Consider the following 1,883-nt stretch of genomic DNA (forward strand, 5'->3'; position numbering starts at 1 on the left):
GGTGCACCCTGTGCACCGGGCCCGGCCCTGTTTCCGCAGGCCTACCGGGTGCTACGCGCTGAGCGGGAACTGCTCGCCCAGCTCGCGGAAGACCGCGCCGTTCAAGTCGAAGGCACGCTTGCACTCGTCGATGATGCGCTGCTTCTCCAGGTCGTCCGCGGCGATGGCGTCGAGCAGCTCGCGGTAGGTCCGCTTGAAGGCGGCCGGGTTGGAGATGTCCGAGAAGACGTAGAACCGGACGCCGTCACCCTTGCGCTCGAAGCCCCAGGTGCGCTCGGCCTTGTCGCGGATGATCTGGCCGCCGGAGAGGTCGCCCAGGTAGCGGGTGTAGTGGTGGGCGACGTACCCGCCCGGCCACTCGGCTGCGCACCGCGCCACCCGGTCGGCGTACGCACGCGTCGCGGGCAGGGCCGCCACGCTCTCGCGCCAGTCCGGGCCCACCAGGTGCGCGAGGTCCCGCTCGATCTCGGCGACGCGCATGAGCTCGGGCTGGATGAACGGGCCGGCCACCGGGTCGCCCTTGAGGGATTCGGCCGCGTCCTCCAGGGCCCGGTACACGAACCACAGCTGCTCGGTGTAGCGCGTGTACGCCTCCACGCCGAGCCGTCCACCCAGCAGATCGCTCATGAAGGTCGACGTCTCGGCCTCGGTGTGCTGCTCGTGCGAGGCGACGCGGATGACCGTAGAGAAGGCGTCCAAGGCGGACCTCCAGGAAGAGGAATCGGCGTGACGGCAATGCCGCCACGCCCGATCTTCCTACTTAGGCTTGCCTAAGTCAATGAGTTCCCGACGCCTTGTCGGTAAAAAAGACCGCTCTGCGCCCCGCGTCAGCTGCCCGACAGCGCCCAGAGCGCGAGCCACCCGATGAGGACCAGGTGGGGGTACAGGAAGGCCAGGAGGCAGCCGATGCTGCCGAGCGCCAGGCGCCGCCTGCGCTGCGCGTCGGTCCGGGGCGGGATCCAGGTGAAGGCCACCATCGCCAGCGGCAGGGCGTAGAAGAGGACGAACCCGGGGGGGAAGCCGGGCAGGTACGAGCTCGCCCGGCCGCACCACACGGCCACCGGGGCCAGTGCGGTGAAGAGCGCCGCCACCGGCAGCCAACGCTGCCGCTCGTCGGGGCGGCCGGTACCCGAAGTCTTCGTCATGACGCCATTGCACCGCGGCCGCATGGGGCCCGGTCAGCGCCCGCGTACTCACTTCTTCCTGGGCGGAATACCTAAGGGCTGTCTTGTGCGATGCACCGCATCTGACGCCGTGCCCTGATCCACCGGGGTGACGGGACCACCCTCAGAGGGTGGCTCGGACCCTGTCCGGGGCCGGGGCGAAGCGGACGCGGCCGCCGATCTCCACGGTGCCGTCCGGGCCGGGGGCGGTGAGGATCTGGGAGCCGGCGCCCTGGGTGATGTTCAGGGCGCGGTTCAGCTGGGCCGTCAGCAGGATCGCCGCCGAGCCGGTGGCCTCGTCCTCGGCGATGATCCCGTCGGGGCGGCGCGGAAAGCCCCGGGCGCGCACGCGGCCCGCGGCCTCGTCCTCCCAGGCCCAGGCGTACAACCAGCCCTCGCCGGGCGGCGGGGCCGGCAGTGCCTCGACCTCGGCGACGGATCCGTACTGCTCGGTGCGCTTGCCCTCGACCCACTCGGGCCGGGCCGTGATCCAGGTGAACTCCCCGTCGTCACGGGACCATACGGATCCGGCGGGCGGCTGGAGCTCCTCCACGTCCAGCAACCACGCGACCCCGACCAGCGGATGTCCCGCGAAGGACATGCGCGTGCCGGGGGTGCGGATGTCGACGACCCCCCGCGCGGGGGCCTGGGCGCACACCCGGGCGCTGTAGCCGAGTTGGGCGGGCCGGGCCCGGCGTGACCCGGCGTCGGGGCAGGTGC

At 71.8% G+C, this 1,883-nt stretch carries 3 protein-coding genes; all 3 read right to left on the minus strand.

The window, feature by feature from the left end; all coding sequences use genetic code 11:
* Positions 1 to 51: 51 nt before the first annotated feature.
* Entirely contained in the window at positions 52 to 699 is a 648-nt protein-coding gene (locus ACWGIU_RS36955; RefSeq protein ID WP_453712448.1) for a biliverdin-producing heme oxygenase, read from the minus strand.
* A gap of 128 nt (positions 700 to 827) precedes the next feature.
* Positions 828 to 1,145: a hypothetical protein gene (locus tag ACWGIU_RS36960; protein ID WP_453712449.1), complete on the minus strand. Its 318-nt coding sequence runs from the start codon at positions 1,143 to 1,145 to the stop codon at positions 828 to 830.
* 142 nt (positions 1,146 to 1,287) lie between these two features.
* Positions 1,288 to 1,883 (minus strand): PhzF family phenazine biosynthesis protein (locus ACWGIU_RS36965; RefSeq protein ID WP_453712450.1); only part of this gene is annotated, 596 nt, incomplete at its 5' end.

It is taken from the genome of Streptomyces sp. NPDC054840, from assembly GCF_053611065.1.